The sequence below is a fragment of the Labrys sedimenti genome, assembly GCF_034424805.1.
Lineage (GTDB): Bacteria > Pseudomonadota > Alphaproteobacteria > Rhizobiales > Labraceae > Labrys > Labrys sedimenti.
This window is the reverse complement of sequence record NZ_JAXOUF010000002.1, coordinates 284,406-302,038: the sequence shown is the minus strand read 5'-3', so window position 1 is coordinate 302,038 and position 17,633 is coordinate 284,406. Positions and strand designations below refer to the sequence as shown.

15 protein-coding genes are annotated in these 17,633 nt (G+C 63.7%); 8 read left to right on the top strand and 7 right to left on the bottom strand.

Translation table 11 applies throughout. The features are described from left to right. The first annotated feature begins 74 nt into the window (after positions 1-74). Complete coding sequence (locus tag U1R88_RS07845; RefSeq protein WP_322430746.1) at positions 75-2,813, top strand: molybdopterin-dependent oxidoreductase; 2,739 nt, start codon at positions 75-77, stop codon at positions 2,811-2,813. 124 nt (positions 2,814-2,937) lie between these two features. On the opposite strand, the gene U1R88_RS07840 is transcribed toward U1R88_RS07845, so the two are convergent. Next, positions 2,938-4,140 (bottom strand): D-alanine--D-alanine ligase, encoded by a 1,203-nt coding sequence (locus U1R88_RS07840; protein WP_322430745.1) that lies wholly within the window; start codon positions 4,138-4,140, stop codon positions 2,938-2,940. A gap of 269 nt (positions 4,141-4,409) precedes the next feature. Here U1R88_RS07840 and U1R88_RS07835 point away from each other — a divergent pair, with 269 nt between their 5' ends. Continuing rightward, positions 4,410-5,096, top strand: a complete 687-nt coding sequence (locus U1R88_RS07835; RefSeq protein WP_082979673.1) for a Crp/Fnr family transcriptional regulator — start codon at positions 4,410-4,412, stop codon at positions 5,094-5,096. Positions 5,097-5,155: 59 nt separating this feature from the next. On the opposite strand, the gene U1R88_RS07830 is transcribed toward U1R88_RS07835, so the two are convergent. Genes U1R88_RS07830 through U1R88_RS07820 form a run of 3 tightly spaced genes read right to left on the bottom strand, consistent with a single transcriptional unit; the run spans position 5,156 to position 7,913 of the window. After that, a complete protein-coding gene (locus U1R88_RS07830; protein WP_322430744.1) occupies positions 5,156-5,758 on the bottom strand; it encodes a hypothetical protein in 603 nt (200 codons plus the stop codon). Further along, positions 5,755-6,219 carry a c-type cytochrome gene (locus U1R88_RS07825; RefSeq protein WP_322430743.1) on the bottom strand — a complete coding sequence of 155 codons (465 nt, stop codon included), beginning with the start codon at positions 6,217-6,219 and terminating at the stop codon, positions 5,755-5,757. Before U1R88_RS07825 ends, U1R88_RS07830 begins: the two co-directional genes overlap by 4 nt. Further along, entirely contained in the window at positions 6,216-7,913 is a 1,698-nt protein-coding gene (locus U1R88_RS07820; protein WP_322430742.1) for a thiamine pyrophosphate-binding protein, read from the bottom strand. Before U1R88_RS07820 ends, U1R88_RS07825 begins: the two co-directional genes overlap by 4 nt. A gap of 178 nt (positions 7,914-8,091) precedes the next feature. Between U1R88_RS07820 and U1R88_RS07815 the strand changes: the two genes are divergently transcribed. The 5 genes from U1R88_RS07815 to U1R88_RS07795 all read left to right on the top strand — a co-directional run bounded on the left by U1R88_RS07815 (position 8,092) and on the right by U1R88_RS07795 (position 11,781). Continuing rightward, the gene (locus U1R88_RS07815; protein ID WP_322430741.1) at positions 8,092-8,532 is read left to right on the top strand and encodes a DUF2948 family protein; all 441 of its coding nucleotides are present in this window, start codon (positions 8,092-8,094) and stop codon (positions 8,530-8,532) included. 230 nt (positions 8,533-8,762) lie between these two features. Beyond that, a complete protein-coding gene (gene hisD, locus U1R88_RS07810; protein WP_322430740.1) occupies positions 8,763-10,058 on the top strand; it encodes a histidinol dehydrogenase in 1,296 nt (431 codons plus the stop codon). Between the two features lie 174 nt (positions 10,059-10,232). After that, positions 10,233-10,721 carry a UPF0262 family protein gene (locus U1R88_RS07805; protein ID WP_068286739.1) on the top strand — a complete coding sequence of 163 codons (489 nt, stop codon included), beginning with the start codon at positions 10,233-10,235 and terminating at the stop codon, positions 10,719-10,721. A gap of 3 nt (positions 10,722-10,724) precedes the next feature. Continuing rightward, entirely contained in the window at positions 10,725-11,162 is a 438-nt protein-coding gene (locus U1R88_RS07800; RefSeq protein ID WP_068286749.1) for an arsenate-mycothiol transferase ArsC, read from the top strand. Positions 11,163-11,316: 154 nt separating this feature from the next. Next, a complete protein-coding gene (locus U1R88_RS07795; protein WP_068286751.1) occupies positions 11,317-11,781 on the top strand; it encodes an META domain-containing protein in 465 nt (154 codons plus the stop codon). Positions 11,782-11,851: 70 nt separating this feature from the next. On the opposite strand, the gene U1R88_RS07790 is transcribed toward U1R88_RS07795, so the two are convergent. Further along, a complete protein-coding gene (locus tag U1R88_RS07790; protein WP_322430739.1) occupies positions 11,852-13,975 on the bottom strand; it encodes an ABC transporter ATP-binding protein/permease in 2,124 nt (707 codons plus the stop codon). A 352-nt stretch (positions 13,976-14,327) separates the two neighbouring features. Continuing rightward, positions 14,328-14,537, bottom strand: coding sequence for a cold-shock protein (locus U1R88_RS07785; RefSeq protein WP_068286760.1), 210 nt, complete (start codon positions 14,535-14,537; stop codon positions 14,328-14,330). Positions 14,538-14,942: 405 nt separating this feature from the next. Between U1R88_RS07785 and U1R88_RS07780 the strand changes: the two genes are divergently transcribed. Beyond that, entirely contained in the window at positions 14,943-16,169 is a 1,227-nt protein-coding gene (locus U1R88_RS07780; protein WP_322430738.1) for a tetratricopeptide repeat protein, read from the top strand. 174 nt (positions 16,170-16,343) lie between these two features. On the opposite strand, the gene U1R88_RS07775 is transcribed toward U1R88_RS07780, so the two are convergent. Further along, a complete protein-coding gene (locus U1R88_RS07775) occupies positions 16,344-17,543 on the bottom strand; it encodes a pyridoxal phosphate-dependent aminotransferase (protein WP_322430737.1) in 1,200 nt (399 codons plus the stop codon). Positions 17,544-17,633 lie beyond the last annotated feature (90 nt).

Here is a 17,633-nt window from a genome sequence, read left to right as displayed (position 1 = left end):
ACGCGTCGAAACGTTGAAACAAAAAGAGAGCAAAACGGCGCTTCTGCCAAGGTGCCTTGCTCGAGGAGAGGCGGATGGACCAGCGGCTGCCCGGCTTTACACTGAATGGCGAAACCGCCACGGTCGCGGCAGTGCCCGGCACCCGTTTGAGCCAAATCCTGCGCGAAGGCTTCGGGCTGACGGGTACCAAGGTCGGCTGCGACGCCGGCGACTGCGGGGCCTGCACGGTCCTGCTCGACGGCGAGGCCGCCTGTTCCTGCCTGGTTGCCGCGGCGCAGGTCGAGGGGCGCCGGGTCGACACCATCGAAGGGCTCACCCGCAGCAACCCGCTCACCCGGGCCTTGCAGGCCTCCTTCCTGCGATATGGCGCGGCTCAGTGCGGCATCTGTACGCCGGCCATGCTCACGGCCGCGACGGCCCTGCTGCAGCGTGGAACCGAGGTGACGGAAGACAGCGTCGCCGATGCCCTCGGCGGTGTGCTCTGCCGCTGCACCGGCTATCGCAAGATCATCGCCGCCGTGCTGGCCGTGGCTGAAGGCCCCGCAACCATCGCCCCTTCCAGCCCTGATAGCCCGGTCGGCTCGCGCATCGATCGTCTCGACGGCGCAGCCAAGGTGGAAGGGCGCGACATTTTCGGGGCCGACGAGACGCCGCGCGATCTCCTGGCCCTGCGCGCCATACGCAGCCCGCATCATCGTGCCGCCTTCGAGATCGGCGACATCGACGCCTTCCTCGCCGCGCATCCCGGTATCGTCAGGGTCTTCACGGCCCGGGACGTGCCCGGCCGCAACTGCTTCGGCGTCATTCCGGCCTTTGCAGACCAACCTGTGTTCGCCAGCGGCGAGACCCGTTTTCGCGGCGAGGCCGTCGCCGCCGTGGTCGGCGAGCCGGAAGCCGTTCAGGCCCTCGACCTTTCGGCCTTCCCGGTCAGTTGGACACCGCTCGCGGCCCTTACCGCCATGGACGAGGCCCTCGCCTCGACCGAACTCCTCCACCCTGCCCGCCCCGAGAACATCCTCACGCGCGGACGTGTCGCGCGCGGCGACGTCGAGGCCGCCCTGGCCACCGCCGATGCCGTGGTCGAGGGGGAGTTCGAGACGGGCTTCGTCGAGCACGCCTATATCGAGCCGGAGGCAGGCTTTGCCCGCCGCGTGGGTGACCGCATCGAGATCCAGGCATGTACCCAGGCGCCCTATATGGATCGCGACGACGTTGCCGGCCTGCTCGGCATCCCGCCCGAAAATGTGCGCATCATCCCGACCGCGGTGGGCGGCGGCTTCGGCTCCAAGCTCGATCTGTCGATCCAGCCTTTCATCGCCGTCGCCGCCTGGCAGCTCAGCCGCCCGGTTCGCATGGTCTATTCGCGCGCCGAATCGATCGCCACCACCACCAAGCGGCATCCAGCCCGGATGAAAGTGCGGATCGGCGCCTCCAGGGACGGCAAGCTCGCCGCCATGGATTTTTCCGGCGACTTCAACACCGGCGCCTATTCCTCCTGGGGGCCGACGGTGGCAAACCGGGTGCCGGTCCACGCTTCCGGTCCCTATTACATCCCGCATTACCGCGCCGTCGCGCGTGCCGTGCACACAAATCTGGTGCCGGCGGGCGCCTTTCGCGGCTTCGGCGTGCCGCAATCCTCGATCGCGCAGGAACAGCTCTATGACGCGCTTGCCGACAGGCTCGGCATCGACAGGCTGGAATTTCGCATCCTCAACGCCCTCACCAACGAACTGCCGACCGTGACGGGCCAGGTGCTCGGCAAGGGCGTCGGTATCAAGACATGCCTCGAGGCGTTGCGAGATCCCTGGCGGCGCGCGCGCGAGGAGGCCGCCGCCTTCAATGGCACGCAGCAGGCAGGCCCGCTTCGGCGAGGCGTGGGTGTCGCCGGCATGTGGTATGGCTGCGGCAACACCTCCCTGCCCAATCCCTCCACCATCCGGCTCGGACTCAAGCCCGATGGGCGATTGGCCTTGCACCAGGGCGCCGTCGATATCGGCCAGGGTTCCAACACGGTGATCACCCAGATCTGCGCGCAGGCGCTTGGTGCGCCGGTGGAGGCCTTCGACCTCGTCTCCGCCGATACGGACCTGTCGCCCGATTGCGGCAAGACCTCGGCCTCGCGCCAGACCTTCGTCACCGGCAAGGCGGCGGAACTCGCCGGACGGGACCTGCGTGCGCAGATCCTGCGCCAGACCAATGCCGGCGAGACGGCCACGATCCGCTTCGGCGATGCGGTGCTCACGGTGGAGGACGGCGAAAGGGTGCGCACGCTCTCACTAGCGGACCTGGCGGCTGATGAGCTCGGCTACGCCCTGGCGACCGAGCAGACCTTCGATCCGCCCACCAGCCCCCTCGACGCCGATGGCCAGGGCGACCCCTATGCGCTCTACGGCTTCGGCGCCCATATGGCGGAGATCGAGGTCGATTGCGAGCTCGGCACCATCAAGGTGCTGAAGATCACCGCCACGCATGACGTCGGCCGCGCCATCAATCCCACTCTGGTGGAAGGCCAGATCGAAGGCGGCGTCGCCCAGGGCCTCGGCCTTGCCCTGATGGAGGAATTCCATCCCGGCCGCGGCGAGAACCTGCACGACTATCTCATTCCCACCATCGGCGACGTGCCGCCTGTCGAGACGATCCTGATCGAGGATGCCTCGCCCGTCGGCCCGTTCGGCGCCAAGGGTGTCGGCGAGCAGGCCCTCATTCCCACCGCACCGGCCATCCTCAACGCGCTGCATGACGCGACCGGAATCAGACTGCGGCGGGTACCGGCGACACCGGACCGGGTCCGGGCCGCGATTTTGGAGCGCTGAGATTCGGACCGATCCTGAAGCAGGATTTTCCGGTGCGCGGGCATCTTGCCCGCTCTTGGAAACATCGCGCTTGCAGGAGAGGAAGAAGCGGACAGGACGTCCGCGCACCCGGGAACGCGTTAAATCACCGCTTGAACAGCCGCGCATCCGTCGGCGTCGGGTCGCTCGGCAGCTGGGCAGCGCGGTGGCAGGCCTTGGCTTCCTCGATGAGCTGGTCGAGCAGGGCGGTGAACAGCACCGGCTTGGCCGCGGCCTCCCAGAGGAAGTAGCCGAAGGAACCCGGGCAGGGATTGACTTCGTTCAGCCAGACCTCGCCCGTCCGCTCATTGGACAGGAAATCGATGCGCGGCGCGCCGGTGCCGTTCACGGCGTCGAAGGCCTCCGTCGCCCATTGCCGGATCGTATTCTCCATGGCCGCCGGCAGGTCGGGATTGATGTCGCGCGTCAGCGACAGCATGCCCTGGCTCGAAGCCCCCGGCTGCTTGCCGCCGCCGGTCTTCTTGGAGCCGCCGGACATGTATTTGGTCTTGAAGTCGAGCAGGTCTGTCTCGCGCTTGGGCCGCTCGATGGCCGAGGTGACGATCTCGCCCTTCTCCCGGCGCACGGCGACGTTGTATTCGACCAGATTCTCGACGAAAGGCTCGATGATCGCGTGGGTGTCGAACTTGAAGATGCCGGGCAGCACCTGGCGCACGGTGTCGACGTCCTCGGCCCTGGCGACGCCGATCGAAGATCCCAGATGCGCCGGCTTGACGATCACAGGGAAGGCGATGTTCTTGAGCGCGGCTTCCAGGCCCGCCTTGTCGGGCACCAGGCCGGTCGCGGGGCGCGAGACCACCACATCCGGCAGCATGCCGATACCGCGTCCGGCAAAGGCCCGCTTGGTGATGGCCTTGTCCATCAGGACGGCCGAAGCCAGGGTGCGCGCGCCGGTATAGGGCACGTTGGCGGTCTCAAACACGCCCTGCATCTGGCCGTCCTCGCCGATATTGCCGTGGAAGGCGAGCAGGGCGACGTCGAACTCGATCGGCACGGGCTTCTTGGCAAAAAGCCCGGTCTTGCCGCGCGGGATCAGCAGCCCCTTGCCGGCCGACAAATCGAGATCGACCCGTGTCAGCCCGCGCCGAGCCTCTTCGTCCGGGATGTAGTTGGCGCGGTTGCGCAGGGCATCGCCGGTGAACCAGGCCCCATCTCCCGCTATATAGACGGGAAAGCCCTCATATTTCGAACTGTCGAGCGCATTGAGCGCCTGCAGGCCTGAAACGATGGAGACGTCATGCTCGGGCGAGCGCCCACCGAACAGCACCGCGACGCGCGTTTTCGACATCGTGTTTCCTTGAATATTGAACCGAATCGTTGCCTCGAAAATAAGGTGCTGCAGGCGACCAGGCAAATTGCGATCTCGTCGCCATTCCATGGAAATTCCGTGGCCAGGTTGGTGGTAGCAGGATCTTGGATGCGCAGACTTGCCACGAAGCGCGCCATGAAGCACTTTGCGCGGCGATGGAGGCCCGCCACGATCGAATTCCGATCGTGACATTCATGGAATGAACGCGCTTTGCTCTACGGCTCGGCAGGCGCTTCAGCGGAGGAACGATGTCGAATACCCTGTCCCAGATTCCATTGTTCCAATCGTTGGACGAAGCCACGATCAAGGCCTTCGACGGCCGGGTGCGTTGGGCCAAGTTCGAGGAGAACGAGCTGGTCGTCGACTATGACGACAATTCCAACGACGTCTATTTCCTGATCTCCGGCAAGGTGCGCGTGCTCTACCGCACCATCACCGGCAAGGAAGTGATCCTGGCCGAGCTCGGCGGCGGCCAGTTCTTCGGGGAATTGTCGGCCATCGACGGCGTCGGACGCTCGGCCAACGTGACCGCGCTCAACCGCTCGCAGATGTGCATCATCTCCGGCCCGGTCTTCATGGAGCTGCTCACCGAGAACGCCTCTGTCTGCAAGCAAATCCTGCAGTTGCTCGCCAGCCGCGTGCGCGCGCTCAACACCAAGCTGGCCGAGCACTCCTTCCTGCAGACCAAGCACCGGCTCTATGCCGAGCTCATCCGCCTCTCCCAGCCTCGCGCGAGCCATCCGGGGCAGCGTGTGCTCTCACCGCCGCCCTTCCACCACGACCTCGCCGCCCGCATCGGCTGCCGCCGCGAGGCGGTCTCGCGCGAGCTTTCGGCGCTGGAAAAGGAAGGCCTGGTCAGCAAGACCCGCGGGGCTCTCGCCTTGGTCAATCCGGAAGAGCTCAACAAGCGGATCTCGGCGGCCCTGGCGGACTGATCGGGTGTGCCGATCTCAAGATCGGCATTTCTTGCTTCCAGCCCTGTGCCCCCGGCCGATCAGGAGATTGGCACACCTTGAGCGGTATCGTGCCATCTTGGCTTGAAGCCGTTGCGCAGGGCCGCGACGCTCGCCGGCGGCGTCAAGAGCCGTGCAGGCCGACCCCGCCACTCCCCCTCCTCCCAGCGCTCGGGAGACCAGCGCAGCACCCTGCCCTCGCGGCGTGTGAAGGCATCTTCGCCATCGGTCCAGACGGCACCGTCGGGGAGGTTCGCGGTGTCCTCCATCTGATGTTCGCCAAGGCGCTCCGCGTGCAGGATCTCATCCATGCGATCGGCGCCTGCCCCAGGCTCGGGAAAGGCGGCCTGGTATGCCAGCGCGTCAGGCCGACGGCATTCGAAGCAGGGGCGATGGCCGGCCGCCAAGGCCGTGACCTCGTCCAAGAAGAACAGATGCGTGTAGCCGGGGCCCATGACCTCCCGCCATCGCCCCTTGAACGACAGCTCGCAGCAGATCCAGCGCCTGGACGTCCAGCGCCGGCGCGTCAGGCGCTTGGTCTCGTCATGGATCCGGCCTCCGCGAATGCCCATCATCGTGCCGCGCGCCGGTATGGCGACGATGTCGCCGAAGGGCGTGACACGGTTCTGGAGCGGGCGGCTCATGGCTTTGCCTTCCCTTCGGCGTCGAAGGTCGCGAGATAGGCGATGACATCCTCCACCGTGGCGGCGTCACGGATGCCGGCAAAGGTCATCTTGGTGCCGGGCACGACAGCCGAAGGATGGGCGAGGAAGATGCGCAGGGAGGCCTCGTCCCAGGTCTTGCCCGATGCCTTCATCGCTTGCGAATAGACATAGTCCGGCGCGGTGGCGGCGGGACGTCCGACAACGCCGTTGAGCTGGGGTCCCACGACATTCTTGGCGCCTTCGCCGACCCGGTGGCAGGCCGCGCAACGCGCAAAACCAGCCTTTCCCTTGACGGCATCGCCGGCGAAGGCAGGCGATGCCAGAAGGAGAAGGGTGAGGATCCCTGGGATCGCCGGCTTCCAGCCTGCTCTTGAAAATACCGAGCCTAGAGAGAGGGAAGAGCAGGCTGGAAGCCTGCGATCCCAGGAAGATATCGTCATTTCGCCAAGGCCTGCTCGCGGATCCGGGTGATCGTGGTCATCGGCGTGATCGCTTCCGGATCCATGCGGCAATGCAGTATGGCGGGCTTGCCGGAGGCCACCGCCCGCTCGAAGGCCGGCCCGAATTCGGCGGCCGTCGTCACCGTCTCGCCATGCCCACCGAAAGCGACGGCATAGGCGGCGAAATCCGGGTTCTTGAGCTTCGTCGCCGAAATGCGCCCGGGGAATTCGCGCTCCTGATGCATGCGGATGGTGCCGTACATGCCGTTGTCGACGACGACCACGATGATCGGCAGGTCGTACTGCACGGCGGTGGCGAATTCCTGGCCGTTCATCATGAAGCAGCCGTCACCGGCAAAGCAGACCACGGTCTTCGCACGGTCAAGGGCCTTGGCGGCCACGGCCGCCGGTACGCCATAGCCCATCGAGCCTGATGTCGGCGCGAGCTGCGTCCCGAAGCGGCGGAAGCGCAGATAGCGTTGCACCCAGATGGCGTAGTTGCCGGCGCCGTTGCAGATCACCGCATCCTCGGGCAGGCGGTCGCGCAGCCAGAGTAAAGCCTCGCCATATTGGAAAGTGCCGGGGATGGGCTTGGGCTCGTCGGTCCAGTCGTGGAAATCCCGGTTCGCCTGGCGCGTCTCGGCCGACCAAGGCAGGCTGCCGGGCGGCCGCAGTTCCTCCAGCGCCGAGGCGAAAGCCTGGGCCGTCGCGTGAATGGCGAGGGTGGGCTGGTAGACCCGCCCCAATTCCTCCGCACCGGCATGGATGTGGACGAGTTTCTGACGAGGGGTGGGAATGTCCACCAGCGAATAGGAGGAGGACGGCATTTCGGAAAGCCGCCCACCCGCCAGGATCAGGAGATCCGCCTCCTTGATGCGCTGCGCCAGCTTGGGATTGGGGCCGATGCCGACATCGCCGGCATAGTTGGGATGATCGGCCGGAAACAGCATCTGGCGGCGGAAAGAGGTACCGACAGGCAGGTCGAAGCGTTCTGCGAAGCGGACGAGGCTCGTCACCGCCGCCTGCGACCAGCCCGAACCGCCGACGATCAGTAGAGGCTTCTTCGCTTCGCCGAGCAGGGCCTCGAGGCGAGCCATCTCGTCCCGGCCCGGCCAGGTTTGCGCCGGCTCGATGAAGGCCGCATCGGCAACCGTGGCGGCCTCGACCAGCATGTCCTCCGGCAGGGCGACCACCACTGGCCCCGGACGCCCCTGCATGGCGACGCGGAAGGCGCGGGTCACCAATTCGGGGATGCGTTCCGCCTTGTCGATCTCCACCACCCATTTAGCCATCGAGCCGAAGAAAGCCTTGTAGTCGACCTCCTGGAAAGCCTCGCGCTCGCGCATGCCGGTTTCGATCTGGCCGATGAAGAGAATCATCGGCGTGGAATCCTGCATGGCGATATGGACGCCATGGGAGGCATTGGTGGCGCCGGGCCCGCGCGTCACCATGCAGATGCCTGGCCGCCCGGTGAGCTTGCCAGCCGCTTCGGCCATCATGGCCGCGCCGCCTTCCTGGCGGCAGACCGTGACGTTGATCGGAGCATCATGCAGGGCATCGAGCACGGCGAGATAGGATTCGCCCGGCACGCAGAAGACATGTTCGACACCCTGCGCCACCAGTGCATCGACGATCAGGCGGCCACCATTGCGGGATTGGGACTCGGAGCTGGGCTCTACTTTGGACACCGACATGGGCATTGGCACTCTTGGATGGGTCATCCCTGTCATACGCCGGGCGACTGCTTCGTGGAACCGCCATTCTTCCGGGCAGCCTCGGCATCTCGTCATCGGTACCGACATTGTTGCGAAGGGCGCATCCTGGAAGCCTCGATTTCCGCGACCTCTTGCCGCGCGGCCCGTGGAACATTACATGCATTTCATGCTGTCGCCCGAACCCCTCAAGCTGCTTGCCTTCGATGGAGAGGACCTGGAGGTCATCTCCACCCATCTCCAGGATGCCGCCGTCGCGCCGGCCGAAATCGCCTTCCTGCCGCACGAGAAACGCTTCGCCCTGGTGATGGACCGCTATGACTGGTGCGGCGCCCAGAGCGGCGAACGCACGAGGCGGCGCTCGGGCCTGCATTTCGAGCGGGTTCTCGGGGTCAAGCGTTCGCATTTCGAGCAGAATGCCAGCCGGAAGGCCGTACTGCTGTCGATCTCCTTCGAGGTGAGCGACGATCCGGCAGGGCTGGTGACGCTCTATTTCGAGGGCGGCGCCGCCATCCGCCTCGAGGTGGAGTGCCTGGAAGCGGCGATGTCCGATCTCGGCCCGGCTTGGCCCTGCGGCTCCCCGCCACCCGCCCGGGTATAGCGCCTCATTCACGCGACAAGAACCCGACACGGGATGGCCGCCCGACGCATTTCTCTTGAAGCCGGGCTCGGTTTCTTGTCATTAGCGGCCCGCTGACTTCGTTTCTCCTAGAGCAAAGCGCATTTAGACGGAAACGCTTGTTTGCTCTAACTCTTTGGTTCGACGCGTCTTTGCGATTCTTGGCATAACTGCCAAATCGCTAAACGCTTCCCGCCGCACAAGGAAATGCCATGCCGGTTCGGCTCCACAGCGCCCAGGCCGATTTCGCCAACGCCTTCGCCACCCTTCTCGCCACCAAGCGCGAGATCTCGGAAGATGTCGACGCCTCCGTGCGCGCCATCATCGAGGATGTGGTCGCACGTGGCGATGCGGCGGTGATCGATTATACCGCCCGCTTCGACCGACTGACGCTCAGCCCTGAAACCATGCGCGTCAGCGCCGCGGAGATCGAGGCGGCGCAGGGCCAGTGCGATGCCGGCGCGCTCGAAGCCCTGGCCTTGGCGGCCAGCCGCATCCGCGCCTATCATGAACGCCAGAAGCCTGCCGACACACTTTTCAAGGACGCCCTCGGGGTGGAGCTTGGCTGGCGCTGGACGGCGATCGAGGCCGTCGGCCTCTATGTACCCGGCGGGACGGCTGCCTATCCTTCTTCCGTATTGATGAACGCCATCCCCGCCAAGGTTGCCGGCTGCCCTCGCCTGGTGATGGTGGTGCCAAGCCCGGGCGGCGTCCTCAATCCCTTGGTGCTGGCGGCGGCAAAGCTCGCCGAGGTCGACGAGGTCTATCGCATCGGCGGCGCCCAGGCCGTTGCCGCCCTGGCCTATGGCACTTCCACCATCGCGCCCGTCGCCAAGATCACCGGGCCCGGCAATGCCTATGTCGCCGCCGCCAAGCGCCGCGTCTTCGGCCATGTCGGCATCGACATGATCGCCGGCCCTTCGGAAGTGCTGGTGATCGCCGACGACAGTGCCAATCCGGCCTGGATCGCGGCCGACCTGCTGGCCCAGGCAGAGCATGACAGCGCCTCCCAGTCGATCCTAATCACCGACAGCCCAGCACTGGCGGAGGCGGTGGAGCGCGAAGTGGAAGCCCAGCTCGCCACCCTGCCCCGTGCCGAGATTGCCGGAGCGAGCTGGCGCGACTATGGCGCCGTCATTACCCTGGCCTCGCTGGCCGAGGCCCCGCCGCTGGCGGATCGCCTCGCTGCCGAGCATCTGGAGATCATCACCCGGGATGCCGAGGCTTTGGCGGCACGCATCCGCAATGCCGGCGCCATCTTCCTCGGCGGCCACACGCCCGAGGCGATCGGCGACTATGTCGGCGGCTCCAACCACGTACTGCCGACGGCGCGCTCGGCCAAATTCTCCTCGGGCCTAGGCGTGCTCGACTTCATGAAGCGCACCTCCATCCTCAAATGCGGGCCCGAGCAGCTCGCGGCCATAGGCCCGGCCGCGATCGCGCTCGGCGAGGCGGAGGGCCTCGCCGCCCATGCCCGTTCGATCTCGATCCGCAGCAATCGTATCTAGAGCAAAGCGCGGTTTCTTCGAACCGCACTTTGCACTAACTCTTTGTTCCGACGCGTCTTTGCGATTCTTGGTGACTCCGTCAAATCGCAAAACGCTATAGAGCAAAACGCTATAGGGCGTGCCGCTCGGCGCGCTTTGCTCTATGAGACCCCATGCACCGTGCTATGAGATGTCATGGATAATGAGGAATTCAGCCCCACCTGCCGGTTGATCGCCGTTCATCTCGATGAGCGCAGCATCGGGCGCGGCAGCCAGGATCAAGAACATGAGCGGCGGGTCGCCGCCTATGACCTCATCGAGGAGAATGTATTCTCGCCGGTCGGCTATGATTCCGGCCCCTACGGACTGCACATCTCCCTGCAGGACGGCCGCCTCGTCCTGGACATCCGCGATGCCGACAGCCGGCCGGTGGTAGTGCATATCCTCTCGCTCACGCCGCTCAGGCGCGTGGTGCGCGACTATTTCACCATCTGCGACAGCTATTACGCGGCCATCCGCAGCGCCACGCCCTCCCAGATCGAGACGATCGACATGGCCCGGCGCGGCCTGCACAATGAAGGCTCGGAAATCCTGCGCGAGAGGCTGATGGGCAAGATCGCCCTCGATCTCTCCACTGCCAGGCGGCTGTTCACCCTTGTTTCAGCGCTCTACTGGAAAGGCTGAGGCGTGAAGGAGGGCCGCCGTCCACAGTCGGTCCTGTTCGCCTGTGCGCACAATGTCGTCCGTTCGCCCATGGCGGAGGCGATCGGGCGCTATTATTTCGGGCGATCGATCTTTTTCGGCTCGGCCGGCGTGCGGCCGGGCGAACCCGACCCCTTCGTCGCCGCCGCGCTGGACGAGATCGGCATCTCGCTCGGCAAGCACCGGCCCCAGAGCTTCGAGGATCTGGAAGAACTGGAAGGGCTGAACTTCGACCTGATCATCACCCTCGCCCCGCAGGCCCACCACAAGGCGCTCGACCTCACGCGCACCCTGGCCGCCGACGTCGAATATTGGCCGACGCCGGACCCCAGCATCGCCAGCGGCAACCGCGAGCAGAAGCTCGACGCCTACCGCGCCCTGCGTGAAAGCCTGATCGACAAGATCACCGAGAGACTGGGCTGAGACCGCTGCTGCCGCGCCCGACTTCGGCCTGTTCCGGCGGATACAGTGCGAAGGCGGCGAACATCTTTCTCTCCAGGCCGTGTATCCTGTATAAGCCGCGTTGCGATTTTTCAGCTCCGCCTCTATCGTGCGCGGCAATGAACCGGAGGATTTGATGCGCGTTCTGCGTTCCCTTGCCCTTGCCGCCCTGTCGGCCGTGACCCTGACGAGTTGTTCGATGTTCGGCTCGGTGCCGCCGAACAACGTGCCGCCGACTCTGCCCAAGCCCATGGACAGTAAGGCCTCCCGTCCCTTCCCGATGAACCGGACCTTCGCGGCCATCTCCTACAAGGACCAGACCTTCAAGGACGACCGGCCGACCATCCTGGTCTCCGACAGTTATCGCGGCACCGGCTTCTCGGCCTGCAACAACTGGTCCGCCACCATCATTCCGCGCGCCGACCAGCGCATGGCCATCGGCCCCGTCGCCATCAGCAAGCGCAAATGCGCCGACCGCCTGATGCACAACGAGCAGGTCTTCCTGTTCGTGATGCGCACCTCGACCGACTGGTCCTATGACGGCTACACGCTGACCCTGCGCGGCCCCTATGGCGAGATGAAGTTCCAGCCGGCAGCGTAGGGACAGGCTTGGGGTAGAATTGAAAAGGCCGGTCTTTCGACCGGCCTTTTTTGTCGCTGTGTCCTCTGCTTTAAGTTGCTCCGAATGCAGCCAATGGCTGTTCCTCGATACGTGATTGACCGTTTTCCCGGACCACGTCCAACCGCCGGTCGTGATGTGCCGCTAGGGACGAGCGATGGCCAATGGAAACGATCGTGGTTTCAGGTAGGGCGTCTCTGATCAGGTTGTAGACACTTGCTTCGCTTTTCTCATCCATCGCCGAGGTTGCCTCGTCCAGGAGGAGCCACTTGGGCTTACGTAAGATTGCCCGTGCGATTGCCACACGCTGCTGTTCGCCGCCGGACAACACGCCTGCCCAGTTCTGCTCAACATCCAGCATGTCGGTGAGATGCGACAGCCCCACTTTTTTCAACACCTCAGCAAGTTCCTGCTTGCTGAAGGAATCCGCATTCAGCGGGTAGGCCATCACCCTGGCCAGTGTACCCAGTGGGAAATAGGGACGTTGCGGGAGCAGCATAATGGCGTCTTCGTCCGGCTCCGAGATCTTGCCCTTGCCGTATGGCCAAATGCCTGCAAGCACTCGGAACAAAGTGGTCTTGCCGGAGCCCGAAGCGCCTGTCACCAGAGTGCGTTCGTCTTTTCGAATATCGAAACCGACCTTCTCCAGCAGCGTTTCGCCGGACGGAAGCAAAATGTCGACGGCGCTGCCAGACAAGGCGTTGGCATCAGCGGCACGCTCGATTTTGACCCCCTGATTGCGCGCCGCGTCAGCCTGCTCGATGGCATGATCGAAAGTGGTGAGGCGGTCGACGACGGCCTTGAAGACAGCAAGCGAGGCATAGGAGGTGATGAAGAACGAGACCCCGCTCTGAACATTACCAAAGGCATCGGAGGTCTGCGATAGAACACCGAATGTCATGTTTTGAGTGGCAAAATAAGCCGGTGCTAGCAGAAGATATGGCAGCACGACATTGGCCTGGGCATAGGCCAGGGTCACGCAAGTCAGTTTGATCCGACGGTAGAGGACGCTGAGGCCAGTCCCAAATATGGCGCCGAATCGCTCCTTGAGACCCCTCTGCTCCACCTCCTCACCGTGGAGCAATGCAATCTGCTCGCTGTTCTCGCGGACACGCACGAGGTTGTAACGAAAATCGGCTTCGACCTTCTGGTACCGGAACTGCAGGGCGATAAGCGGGCGCCCCACCAAATGCGTGAGATAGGTTATGCCAATTGCATAGATCAACACCACCCAAACCAGATAACCGGGTATGGAGCTCAGATCAAAATTGCCAATGCCGTAGGGAAAGTTCGCCGATATTTGCCATAGTATTTGTATGAAAGCATATAGGCTAAGAGCCGTCATAAATATATTTACATAGAAATCAAATACCTGATCGATAAAATCCCTAACATCCTCAGAAATACGCTGATCTGGGTTATCAGTCGATTTCCTATCCAGTGCCAAACGATAGGAAACCTTGTCCGAAAGCCACTGTGCGACATACCGTTCTGAAAGCCACTGCCGCCAATAGAGTTTCAATACGCCCGTAAAATACATTTCCAGCATGCCGCGGACAACCCACACTGTTGCAAGCATGGAGAAAACGGCCAACTGCGTCCAGAATACAGGCCCGTCCTTCTGTTGGAGCGCGGTAAAGAACAGATTCTGCCAATAGTTGAACCGCACCAACAGATAGACTTGGATGACATTGAGAACGATGATGATCGCGAATAGGCCGAGACCCAGGGTACGCAGGCTCATCGGCCAGGAACCGAGATAGCCCATGCTCAGCCGTGTCGGAGTTCCGGCCTCGAAAAATGGGTTGGCCATGTCGATGATCCGACGGACCACCGGGACGTAGCAGATCAGCAGATGCACGATTACCAGGATTGCTGCGATAATGGGCGACGAAGTTCGCGGCAGAAACGACTGCAACGCCTCGGACACCAAGCCTGCTTCATCGGCCCAGACTAGGCCGGCCAGCACAATGAAGGAAAAAGCGAACAGCCCGATCAAAAAGCGCATCACCAACGGTACGCGGCTGGTCGATACAAGCGCACCATCCGCGACCAATAATACCCCTGTGACTACCAACGATAGGATGGGCAGATAGAAGGGCACCGCCCCCAATACGCTGCCGGCCACAAAAGTGAGGGTAGCGAGACCAGAGAGGCCCGCGAGGAGTCGGATCATGAAGACGGCCTTTCAGAAATACGCCATCGGCCAGGCGAGGAATCCATTGCCTTCGACCATGCGGAATTAAGGTTAATACAACCCTCTCGTCCGCCCCCAAGCGAAAGGATATTGAGCATCCTTTGCCGGCCATCACAAATGATCAAATGGTAAGGTGGTTCAGCACTTCGTGAAGCGCTATTTTCGGCACACGGTGCTGCAGCCAATAAAAAAGACGCGCCGGAGCGCGCCTCTGAATGGGATTGAGTGAGAGGACTTCCGGTCATGCGACGCGGAGAGGCTCTCCATTCTTGTTATCGTCGATTGCCTTCACGCGAACCGGTAACCCCTCCGCCTGAAGATGCTTGTCGGGTCACACAGCCTTGAGATTGCCGGCTGCCGCCTTGCCCGTCTTGCGATCCGTCAGGATCTCGTAACCGATCTTCTGGCCTTCACGCAGTTCGGGCAGACCGGCGCGCTCGACGGCGGTGATGTGCACGAACACGTCGCGCCCCCCGTCATCGGGCTGAATAAAGCCGTAACCCTTCTGGGTGTTGAACCATTTTACGGTTCCCGTGCTCATCGATAGTCCTTTACTTCGTTCCAAAGCATGGGCGTCCCACGGAAATCCGTGCTCCGCCCGGTTTTGCGAAATTTGGGGAGGTGTCCTGAACGTGCGCCCTGCTCGAACATGAACGCACCGGCCCAGTCGTCCGGCCAAATGACGCTAAATCGATAACACAGGTTTGTCGAAATTCACAAGGGCGTGGCCTCAGCAGGCTTAAGAGGCGGGAAAGATCACAGTTCTGCCATTCCCAGCTGCCACGGCTTGGTCTAGAGCAAAGTGCGGTTTCTCCGAACCGCACTTTGCTCTAGCTCCTTGTTTCGACGCGTCTTTGCGATTCGAAATGACTCCGTCAAATCGCAAAACGCTATAGAGGCTGTGCCAGCTTTTCCTTCTCTCCCCGCCAGTGGAACCGTGCCCGGTATGACCGCTTTTCTGCGCCCCGCCCTTGTCCTGCTTGCCCTTTGCGCCGGCACGCCCGCTCTCGCCGACAGCGCCGACAGGGATTGCTCGAAAGGAGCGTCCGAGCAGCGCATTCCCGCCTGCACGCAATTGCTCGACCGGAAACTGGCCAAGTCGACCCGCGCGCTGGTGTATTTCCGGCGTGGGCAGGCCTATGCGGAGAACAGCGACGACGCCAAGGCGGTGGCGGATTTCAGTGCCGCGCTGGAATTGCGCCCGCGTGATGCCGCCAGCCTGACCGCGCGGGCCGATGCCCAGTCCCGCCTCGGGGAAATGGATGCCGCGCTGGCCGATTATGCTGCCGTGATCGCCGTCAACCGGCGCTCGGCGCTTCCGCTGATCAATCGCGGCTTTGCGTTGCTCCAGTTCGATCGCAACGAGGAGGCGATCAAGGATTTCGATGCGGCCATCGCACTCAACGGCCGCGAGGAAGAGGCCTATAAGGGCCGTGGCGATGCCCATCGCGCCCTCGAGGAGCACATGGCCGCCATCGACGACTACACGCAGGCCATCCGGCTCGACAAGACCTACAAGAACGCCTTTTACGCCAGGGCCCGTTCCCTCATCGAGATGAAGGACTATACCCGTGCCCTGGAGGACCTGCAGAAGGCGCTCGACCTCGACAGCGAGTTCGATTCCGCCTATTTCAGCCGCGCTTTCGTGCAGTGGCAGCTCGGCGATACCGAAGCCGCCATCACCGACTATACCAAGGCGCTCGCGCTCGATACCAATTTCCCTTCCGCCCGCCTGGAACGCGGACAGCTTTTCGCCGCCCTGCATCGCTATGATGAGGCGATGGCCGATTATGACGAGACCATCCGCGAACAACCGAGCAGCGACCAGGCCTATGTCTCGCGCGGCATCATCTGGCGCGAGCTCGGGGACTACGACAATGCCCTGTCGGACCTTGCCAAGGCGCTGGAGCTCACCAAGGACAAGCCCGACACCCTCAATGAACGAGCCCTGACCTACCTTGCCGCCGATCGCTATGACGAGGCGCTGCGCGATGCCGACGCCGCCATCGCCGCCGACAGCCACGTCACCGACTATTTCGTCACGCGCGCGCGCATCCATGAGAGCCGGGGCGAGCGTGACGACGCCATTGCCGATTTCAACAAGGCGCTGGAGCTCGACCCCGCCAACAAGCCGGCCAAGGGCGGCCTGTCCCGGCTCGGGGCAAAACCTTAAATCCGGCAAGAGCGAACCTCGGCCACCTCCGGGAGTGCCGGACTTGTGGGAAAGCAAGAGGCGGGCGGGACGTCCGCGGTCCCAGCCTTGGCGGTTGCAGCGCAAACCTTGCCGAGGTCACGCAGGAAACGGCGCGGCTGGGACCGCGGACACCTTGTCCGCCTCTTGCGCTCCTCAGATCTTCTCCAGCCAGTCGACCAGGCGCTGAGTGGCGACCTGGACCTGCTCGGGGCTGCGCAGATAGCACAGCCGCATGAAACCCTCGCCGCCGGCCCCGAAGGCCGTGCCGGGCGCAAGGCCGACATTGGCCTGATCGACGATCTCTAGCCCCAGGCGGCGCACATCCGGCTTCCCCTCGACGGAGAAGAACAGATAGAAGGCGCCGCTCGCCGGAGCGAAGCGCACCTTGCCGGTGGCGCTCAGGCCGTTGATGACGATGTCGCGGCCCTGGCGGGCGCGGGCGATCTGGTGCTCGACGAAGCTCTCGCCCCGCTCCAATGCCGCGATGCCGGCACGCTGCAGGAAGGTGGCCACGCCCGAGGTGGAATACTGCAGGAGGTTCTCGATGGTCTGCCCGAGTTCGGGCGGCGCTTCGATCCAGCCGATGCGCCAGCCCGTCATCGCCCAGTTCTTGGAGAAAGTGTCGGTGAAGATGATGCGATCCTCCGGCGTGCGGATGTCGCGGAAGGAAGGGGCGCGGCCGCCGGCATAGTGGAAACGCGTATAGATCTCGTCGGCAAAGATCCACAGCCCGTGCCGGCGCGCCAGATCGAGCACGAAGGCGATATCCTCCGCGGTGGCGACCCAGCCGGTGGGATTGGACGGCGAATTGATGAAGATGCCGCGAGTACGCGGCGTGATGGCATCGGCGAGGCGCTGGAAATCGAGCTTCCAGCCCTGCTCGGTGAAGATCTGGGGCACCATCACCGGCTTGGCGCCAGCCACGCCGATGGCCGCCGCGAAATTTGGCCAGGCCGGTGTCGGCACGATCACCTCGTCGCCGACCCCGGCGATCAGGCGAACCGCGGTCTGGATCGCATGCATGCCGGACTGGGTGACGAAGAAGCGGTCGGCCGAGAACGGCGTGCCGAAGAGATTGGTATGGTAGCGTGCCAGGGCTTCGCGCAGATCGGGAATGCCGCGCTGCCAGGTATAGAAAGTCTCGCCGGCGGCCAGTGACCGTGTCGCCGCCTCGGTGATGAAGGCCGGCGTCGGCACGTCGCCCTCGCCGGCCCAGAGCGGGATCATGCCCTGGCGCGTACGCCCGTAATTCATCACCTCGACGATGCCGCTTTCCGGTGCGTCGAGCGCTTCCGGCCTGAGGCCATCGAGGAAGGAGGGGGCGGCGGGAATCGTCTCGACGGCGGCAGTCACGGCATCATCCTTGCAATGGGAATGCCGGACTTTATGACATCAGTGCAAGCGGCAGAAACCAAAACTTGGAATGGTTTCCATCGCCGGCAT

Excerpts from the sequence above, each read along its gene's own strand:
- U1R88_RS07845 (WP_322430746.1), top strand. The coding sequence starts at position 75 with ATGGACCAGCGGCTGCCCGGCTTTACACTGAATGGCGAAACCGCCACG.
- U1R88_RS07840 (WP_322430745.1), bottom strand. The coding sequence starts at position 4,140 with ATGTCGAAAACGCGCGTCGCGGTGCTGTTCGGTGGGCGCTCGCCCGAG.
- U1R88_RS07835 (WP_082979673.1), top strand. The coding sequence starts at position 4,410 with ATGTCGAATACCCTGTCCCAGATTCCATTGTTCCAATCGTTGGACGAA.
- U1R88_RS07830 (WP_322430744.1), bottom strand. The coding sequence starts at position 5,758 with ATGAGCCGCCCGCTCCAGAACCGTGTCACGCCCTTCGGCGACATCGTC.
- U1R88_RS07825 (WP_322430743.1), bottom strand. The coding sequence starts at position 6,219 with ATGACGATATCTTCCTGGGATCGCAGGCTTCCAGCCTGCTCTTCCCTC.
- U1R88_RS07820 (WP_322430742.1), bottom strand. The coding sequence starts at position 7,913 with ATGTCGGTGTCCAAAGTAGAGCCCAGCTCCGAGTCCCAATCCCGCAAT.
- U1R88_RS07815 (WP_322430741.1), top strand. The coding sequence starts at position 8,092 with ATGCATTTCATGCTGTCGCCCGAACCCCTCAAGCTGCTTGCCTTCGAT.
- hisD (WP_322430740.1), top strand. The coding sequence starts at position 8,763 with ATGCCGGTTCGGCTCCACAGCGCCCAGGCCGATTTCGCCAACGCCTTC.
- U1R88_RS07805 (WP_068286739.1), top strand. The coding sequence starts at position 10,233 with ATGGATAATGAGGAATTCAGCCCCACCTGCCGGTTGATCGCCGTTCAT.
- U1R88_RS07795 (WP_068286751.1), top strand. The coding sequence starts at position 11,317 with ATGCGCGTTCTGCGTTCCCTTGCCCTTGCCGCCCTGTCGGCCGTGACC.
- U1R88_RS07790 (WP_322430739.1), bottom strand. The coding sequence starts at position 13,975 with ATGATCCGACTCCTCGCGGGCCTCTCTGGTCTCGCTACCCTCACTTTT.
- U1R88_RS07785 (WP_068286760.1), bottom strand. The coding sequence starts at position 14,537 with ATGAGCACGGGAACCGTAAAATGGTTCAACACCCAGAAGGGTTACGGC.
- U1R88_RS07780 (WP_322430738.1), top strand. The coding sequence starts at position 14,943 with ATGACCGCTTTTCTGCGCCCCGCCCTTGTCCTGCTTGCCCTTTGCGCC.